This is a genomic window from Psychrobacter sp. AOP7-B1-24 (assembly GCF_052376215.1).
Lineage (GTDB): Bacteria > Pseudomonadota > Gammaproteobacteria > Pseudomonadales > Moraxellaceae > Psychrobacter.
The window spans coordinates 1-6,855 of the sequence record NZ_JBQSVL010000107.1 but is presented as its reverse complement, the minus strand read 5'-3'; the positions used below and the strand labels follow the sequence as shown (position 1 = coordinate 6,855).

At 40.5% G+C, this 6,855-nt stretch carries 6 protein-coding genes; 2 read left to right on the top strand and 4 right to left on the bottom strand.

Going from position 1 to position 6,855, the window contains the following annotated elements; genetic code table 11:
- Window positions 1–184: 184 nt before the first annotated feature.
- Both ACT3QP_RS13690 and ACT3QP_RS13685 read left to right on the top strand, forming a co-directional pair.
- A complete protein-coding gene (locus ACT3QP_RS13690; protein ID WP_225735384.1) occupies window positions 185–499 on the top strand; it encodes a mobilization protein MobS in 315 nt (104 codons plus the stop codon).
- A gap of 40 nt (window positions 500–539) precedes the next feature.
- Window positions 540–1,166, top strand: coding sequence for a LysE family translocator (locus ACT3QP_RS13685; RefSeq protein WP_192529719.1), 627 nt, complete (start codon window positions 540–542; stop codon window positions 1,164–1,166).
- Between the two features lie 192 nt (window positions 1,167–1,358).
- Here the strand turns inward: ACT3QP_RS13685 and ACT3QP_RS13680 are convergent, their stop codons facing one another.
- The 4 genes from ACT3QP_RS13680 to ACT3QP_RS13665 form a co-directional block, all read right to left on the bottom strand.
- Complete coding sequence (locus ACT3QP_RS13680; protein WP_227678806.1) at window positions 1,359–2,615, bottom strand: ATP-binding protein; 1,257 nt, start codon at window positions 2,613–2,615, stop codon at window positions 1,359–1,361.
- 288 nt (window positions 2,616–2,903) lie between these two features.
- Entirely contained in the window at window positions 2,904–3,878 is a 975-nt protein-coding gene (gene repM, locus ACT3QP_RS13675) for a replication initiation protein RepM (protein ID WP_133378671.1), read from the bottom strand.
- Between the two features lie 368 nt (window positions 3,879–4,246).
- Window positions 4,247–4,990, bottom strand: a complete 744-nt coding sequence (locus ACT3QP_RS13670) for a hypothetical protein (protein WP_443541082.1) — start codon at window positions 4,988–4,990, stop codon at window positions 4,247–4,249.
- 179 nt (window positions 4,991–5,169) lie between these two features.
- A partial coding sequence (locus ACT3QP_RS13665) for a MobA/MobL family protein (RefSeq protein ID WP_444525882.1) occupies window positions 5,170–6,855 on the bottom strand: 1,686 nt, incomplete at its 5' end.

Genomic DNA, 6,855 nt, shown 5'->3' with positions numbered 1-6,855 from the left:
CTGCCGATGTTTTGATTTTATAAATGGTTGACCGGCAGGGATAAACATTTGTAAAGTCGAAAACTCGCACTTAGTCAGTGGGACTCAACCATCCGTCAATTAACTATATCATAAACTGTTGTTAGGATTTGGCGAAGTTGCTATAGTTAGGTAAGTAAATAATTTGATAATCTAGGAGAAAGGTATGAGCTTACTTGGTGGTAATGATCTAAAAGAACAGCAGAAGATCAATGAGCTTGAGCTTAAGATAAATAGAGAGAAGCAGAAGTTAGATAAGAAGCTAACACGGCAAAAAATATTACTTGGTGCTTTTTTGGTAGATGCTTTAGAGAATAATTCAGTAGATGGTTTGAAAGAATATACGGCTGACAATCTATTGAATTTCCTGACCAGACAGACTGATAAGGATTTAATGGCAGATTTGGTAAAGGGGCTTGGTGGTACGGTCGAGACTAAGAATGATTTAGAGTTGAATGCTAGTTTAGATGAGCACTTGTAAATAAAATATGTCCATTAAAAATAAAAAAGGCATTAGTTAAATGATAGATTATTCTTTATTGTTCGCCTATTTCTTAGCTATTCTTCTATTTCTAGGCACTCCAGGACCTGTGACTGTACTTGTAGTGAGTGCAAGCGTAAAAAGTGGGTTCAAAGCGGGGTTAGCAACAGTCGCAGGCACTAACACTGCGTCACTAATCTTGATAGCAATATCATTTATTATCCTTCAGGGGGTGTTTTCAGTTAGCGAGACAGCTATGCTCTGGTTATCCTTTTTAGGGGCATTCTATCTTATATATTTTTCTATAGGCATTATAAAAGATAAAATTGATATTGATCAGACTGTAAAGGAAAGTTCAGTTCTTGTTACGAAAAACCATTTCAAAGATGGCTTTCTTATAGGTATCTCTAACCCTAAAGATGTTATTTTTTTTATTGCTTTCTTCCCTTTATTCTTAGAGGTATCAAGCGACATATATTCGTCTATGCTAATTCTGACGTTGGTGTGGATAGCTCTAGACTATAGTATCTTATCTATTTATTCTTTTATATTCTCAAAAGTTAGTAATAATAAAATCGCAAATATAATTAGTAAATTTTCAGGACTTATTCTACTTTTCATTGCTATTTATATATTATGGGAAACTAGTAGAAGGCTATTTTTATAGAAAAAATCCCCAGCTATCGAATCTGATTTAATCATACCTACGGTGAACAAATCAGGTGCTTTAACTGGTTCGGTTCCCTAGTGAGGACTTGAATCTTTGGCTGTAGGCTAAGAGTGTCAATGGTTTGAGTTATTGAGATAATGGCGGTGTACTTCATAGTGTACTTACTGAGCAGATTAAGCGCTTTTTAACTCAATGCCTAACATCCATTACAAGTCTTGTTTGGGCAAGATCATCAAGATATTGATCTATAATTTGAGTATTTTCTCTATCCAAATGTGCATCCCATTCATCAAGCATGATAATTGTACTTCGGTCGTCCTCTCTAATTTCTTGAATTTGCTTGATGAGTTGTTGTCCTGTTGAACCTCTATGGGCTTTATCTGTTTTGTAATTAAAATACAAATTGTGCTTGGCAGGTAAATAGTAAGCCTGTTCTTGGTAGTGGTCTTTGAGCTTGAGTAACATACAAGATTTACCAACGCCATTGTTACCAATCAGCGTTAACCTACCTTGTTTAGGCAACTGTGTTGAATCAAAAATTTCCCCTGTTTGCTTCACACGTATTTGGTTTGCCTGAATGTAGGTATCTAAATTGACGGCAGTAGGTTGTAAAACCTCCAAAATGCCATCTAGCATCGTTTTAATGACACCAATACTAGTATGGTAGCCAATCAAGGCATAGCACATTTGTAGTAGCTGAATTTGTCTTGGCAATGTGGCAATTAGTACCGCCATCGTCGCAGCATCATGCCAATTTTTATTAAAAATAAAAGCAGTGACCACAAAGACAGGCAGCATCAATATGATCATGCCTAAGCTTGAATTGATATGCTGGATCGAGGTGGATTTAACGCTATTATTCTTTGCTGTTGCAAAGCTTTTTTGGACAATATTGTTATAGAGCGTGTAATTATGCTTATTGAAAATAACGACATTATCCCAACTGTCAAAAAGTTTAGCGGCTAAATTCAGCCGTGATTGCTGGTCTGTTTTGGCAGCCGTTTTTAAGGCGTGTCGTCTAAAATGCACAAACAGGGAGGCGAAAATAATACCTACTGCATAACCAAGCAGTAATGTACCATCTAAAAACCAAGCAATGACCAACACGTTAAATAAGACATTGAGTACCAACGCTGAAATATCAAAAATACTATCAATGACTGTCTCAAGGGTGTAGTTGCTTTCCTGAGCGAGCGTTGTCGTTGCCGTACTCTGTAAATCGTCGCTGGATAGCAAATGTGTCTTGCCTAAAAAGACAGTATGAAAATTATCATTGTACAGTTTATGAGCGTCATACTTGGCGCGCTCTGTATTGGTAACACAAAAATATGCAGGCACATAAACCGCTACTAAAGAGAGGGCAAATAGCACCATATATAAAATTGAAATAGTGTCCTCGGTCAGACTTTGTGCAAGGCGAGCAATAAAATACGTTGATGACGCCACAATAATTTGCTGGATTAGCAAAAATACTAATGCTATACGCAAATGCTTGTTTGAGATAATTTTATAGATCAAGACTTTTAATATCCCTTAAAACCGAAGCATATGAGTCTATCAAATAATGGCTTCTTACTGACGTATAATCTGTTGATTAACTTTTCAGGTTCTTTTAGAGCATACCCCACCAGAACCACCTAAAATGCTCTTTAGATCTATTAACAGACTACCTAAAGCAGATCGCTATAAGAGAACCGCTTATAACAGACTGTCCTAGGTAGTCAGTTTCTCTCGCTATTTTGAGAAATCGTATTCCTCTTCATTCCCATCTAAATACTCACGTATAGGGCGTTTTTTACTGAATTTAGAAGCGTCCTTCTTGATCTCACCGACTATAAAGTCGCTGTATGCTGACCAGCTCTTACCAGCGTCGCCTTTAGCAAGACCGCTATATGTACTTATAAACTCTTTATGCCGACTGATACGCCACAGCTGCTTATCAGACAACCCATCAATAGTGAACATATCCCCGTTGTCAACATCGCGAGCTTCAGCTACCTGTCCAGTTTTGGGTTTTTTCTTCTCATGAACTACAAATTTAAAGCCTGTAATACTGCGGCCTTTCTTTACGTTATCATATTTTACTTTCAGATCGGACTTCTCATTAATTTCATTAATGGCCAAGTCCAACACTCGCTTCTTAAAGTCATTCATTCTTTTATATTCATTCACACCTAGCCCCATTTGTTGTCGAAAGACCCCTAATTCAAAACAAGGCGTTTTTTTGGCGGCGCGCCATTGGGTAAGTAACTCATAGAGGCGCACTGAATAAACACTATCAAATTGTGTAGTTTGCTCTAACAAATAGGAAGTGAAAAACTGCTCCAGCCCATCAATACGGCTAATCCCTTCTACTACGGCAAGCGTAAAAACTAGATCTATTGCGCCCTCGCCATCATGGTATTGAACCTGCTGTAACCAGCGGCTTTTGATTGGCTTACCATTAATATCCTGATAGGTAAAACGTCTATTAAACAAGGTTTCTTCTGCTTCCTTCATTCGAGCATAGGCATTCTGTCGTGAAGTGCCAAAGGCTTCTGCGTAACGAGAGGCATCGATACGTAAAGGTTTATCAGTGCTTAATCCCGTAGCAGTTTCTCTAGCATCGACTATAGCTAGTTGAATAATTCGAACCTCAGATAACGATAATGTTTGTAATGCTTGATTTAACTGATTAGTCTTTACTACTAAGTCTTGCTTCTTATTCATTGGCTTTATCCTAGTATGTTTAAACCCTACCTTATATTAAGTGACTTATTATTACAAGTCACTTTAGTGACAAATATACAAGAGTCTCATAATGGTAAGTAAACGTCGTTTAAAAGACAAAGAAAAACTTGTCTCATAATGGTAACTAAACGTCACCTTATTGGTAACTAAACGTCACCTTATTGGTAACTAAACGTCACCTTATTGGTAACTAAACGTCACCTTATTGGTCTTACATCCCTTATACCGTAAGGCCTGTAGCGAGCTTAAAAGCATTTAAAAGCATTTAAAAGCATTAAAAGCATTTTTGGTTGTGGATAAGCATAAAAAACAAAGGGCTATTTTTAATAGTTGATTTAGGAAGTAAGTTACTTAAATTTGCATAGCTTTGATTGGCTATAGAACGAACTCTTCTCATCTTCAAAACAGTCTTTGGGATCAATCCTCGCATAGTGACCATCTTGTCCACTTATTTTGACAATGTTATGAGCCACACCAGCCTTTTCCAGATATTGATAATCATCTTGACGTTTTGCTATCTCGCTTTTGCTAGGAATAAACAACCAAGCTGCTCCAGAGGCTAATGCTAATACCACAACAACCATAACGACCAAAGTTAGTATTAATTGACGGTTAAACTCTCGCTTAACGTTATCTAGCATCTGCTTGGAGGCATCTACATTTAGCTCAGCTATCTTGTCTTTAGTATCGTCAAGGTTACTAGCAACACTGGTAACAGAGGTCTGTATTTTCCCTAAATCTCTATTAAGCAGCTTTGTTGTTTTTAAGAACGTATCACTCGCATCGGTGATGTGCTTGGTAAAGCCTTCATCAATACGCTTGTGATAGCTGTCTTCATTGGTTTTAAAGACGGTTGCAATCTCTTTGTTAATGGCTTCAACAAATTCAGTTTGCAGTAAGGTTTCTTTGTTTTGATAGGTTTTTAACAGTGAAGTCAGTGCCTTTGCCCAATTAGCAATATCTTGCGCTTGTTTGTAGTGCGCATGATGTAAGTTTGAGCTGTCAATCAGCTGCTTATCTATTTTTTTGGTGTAGGTCTCAAGTGCAAGCAATAGGTCTTCTAGTTGGATAGAGAGGTCATTTTGTGGCATGGATCGTTCCTAATCGCTAGTTATGATGCTATTTGGCCTCTAAATGGCGCTGTAGGCGTTTTTAGGGTGGTTTATATGCTTATTGGTACCCTAGCATCAAAATGGCGCTGTGGGATGCCTGAGAAGCCTCTGAGGTGATTCTATGCGACCGTCAGTGTCGTTTAGTATTGCTTGTGAGCTTAAAAGCCAAGACTCATGCCTCGGCTGCGGTTGATATCACGGCTATAACCGGTGATTTCAGTGGATACCGTTCGCATTTGGCGCTGGTGTTCGGGGCTGAGGGCGCTTTGTTGTCGATCTTTGATGTCATCAAAGACGCGCTCTAAGGCTTTGGTGTGTGCTTTTCTTGTCGATAGGTCGCTTATAGACTTGATGTGATCAAGCAGCTGCTGGCTGTGGCCGATAATGTGGCTGCCAATTTCATGCTGTTCACGGTCTGCAAGCTGTTTTTGGTGGTCAGTGGTACTCGGCTCACTGCGGTAGCGCTGCCATGCGCTCATTTGCTGATCAAGATGCAGTAGGGTGTTAAGGCGTTGGCTAAAGTCACTTTTTTGGTCGATGATTTTTAGAAGCCTGTGCTGATCCGATAGACCTTGATTCGAGATATGGTCGTGTTGCGCCTTAAAGCCGGCTTCTTCTTCTGCTCTTTTGGCGCGTTGCTGCTCAAGCTTTGCTTGACGCGCTTCTTCTTGCGCTAATAGGCGCTCACGCTCTTTCTTGTCCGCCATATCTCGCTGCTGCTGAGCAATACGCTGTTTTTCAAGCGCCTCAGCCGCTTCCTTAGCAATCTGGCGCTGAATACGCACCTGTTTGACGCGCTCAACTACTGATTCAGCTTGCTCCAGCTCATCATTACTGTCCTGACTGGGTTTATACTTCGGTGTGGGGGCAGCTGGGACGATAAATAACTGTTTTTCGCGCAGATCGGCAAGTTCGCGTGTCCGTACTAGATGGTTGCGCTCATTGATCATCAGGTTAATCTCACCTCTGATTGTGGCCGGTGTTTCGTCTATCTCGTAAACCTCACCTTTCTTGTTTGCTTGTTCTGCTTTTTCTCGCTCACTCTCGTATTTGTCACGCTCTAGCTTGGTTGCAACGCTACCCATTTTGATTTGCGGCTCAATGTCTTTGCCTTGATCGCGATAGCTGCGCGAATCAATCAGCTCATGATTATGCTCGGCCAGTTTCTCATTAGCGATCTGCTCCCATAGTTGCCGTACCTCTTTGATTTCAACATTGACGCGCTCTAATCCAAGTGAGCGCCGCTTATTATCGGATAGCTCAATGGTCGCCTTATCGGTCAGTACGATCTCGTTATTATCGTTAAGCTCAGCGGTACGCGTGGTAAACATGATATGGGCGTGGAAGTTGCGAGGGTCTGCACCGCGATCAATTTCTCTTTGTGTAGGCTGATGAATGGCGCAATCGGCAATCGTGCCGTAACGATCCGCAAGCGTCTGAGCAAACTTGTGTGCAATATCTTTACGGTCATTCTCGTCAAGTTCATAGGGCAGATTGACCAGCCATTCGCGAGCCACACGCGCATCTTTACGCTTCTCGGCAGCCTCTGCCTTATTCCATAAATCGCTGCGTGAAATATCAGTATAAGCAGAAGCCAATGCTGTCGGTAAAATGATATCGGCACTCATAACGCCTGATCGTTTAGAGTAATCATGGGTTTTACCGTATCGCTTATCGTCAAGCTCAACACCAGCGCGATAGCTCGCAGAAGCAACGGCACTTTGTCCGTTACTGCGAGATATTGATTTGGTCGATGCGATAAAAATAGCCATTTCTACAAGCTCTGTTTTCAGGTTTTTAACATTGCGTCTTTTTGCGATGTTGGGGGGTGTGGGGGCGTGCCC

Coding starts and splice junctions, on each gene's coding strand:
- ACT3QP_RS13690 (WP_225735384.1), top strand. CDS start 185: ATGAGCTTACTTGGTGGTAATGATCTAAAAGAACAGCAGAAGATCAAT.
- ACT3QP_RS13685 (WP_192529719.1), top strand. CDS start 540: ATGATAGATTATTCTTTATTGTTCGCCTATTTCTTAGCTATTCTTCTA.
- repM (WP_133378671.1), bottom strand. CDS start 3,878: ATGAATAAGAAGCAAGACTTAGTAGTAAAGACTAATCAGTTAAATCAA.
- ACT3QP_RS13670 (WP_443541082.1), bottom strand. CDS start 4,990: ATGCCACAAAATGACCTCTCTATCCAACTAGAAGACCTATTGCTTGCA.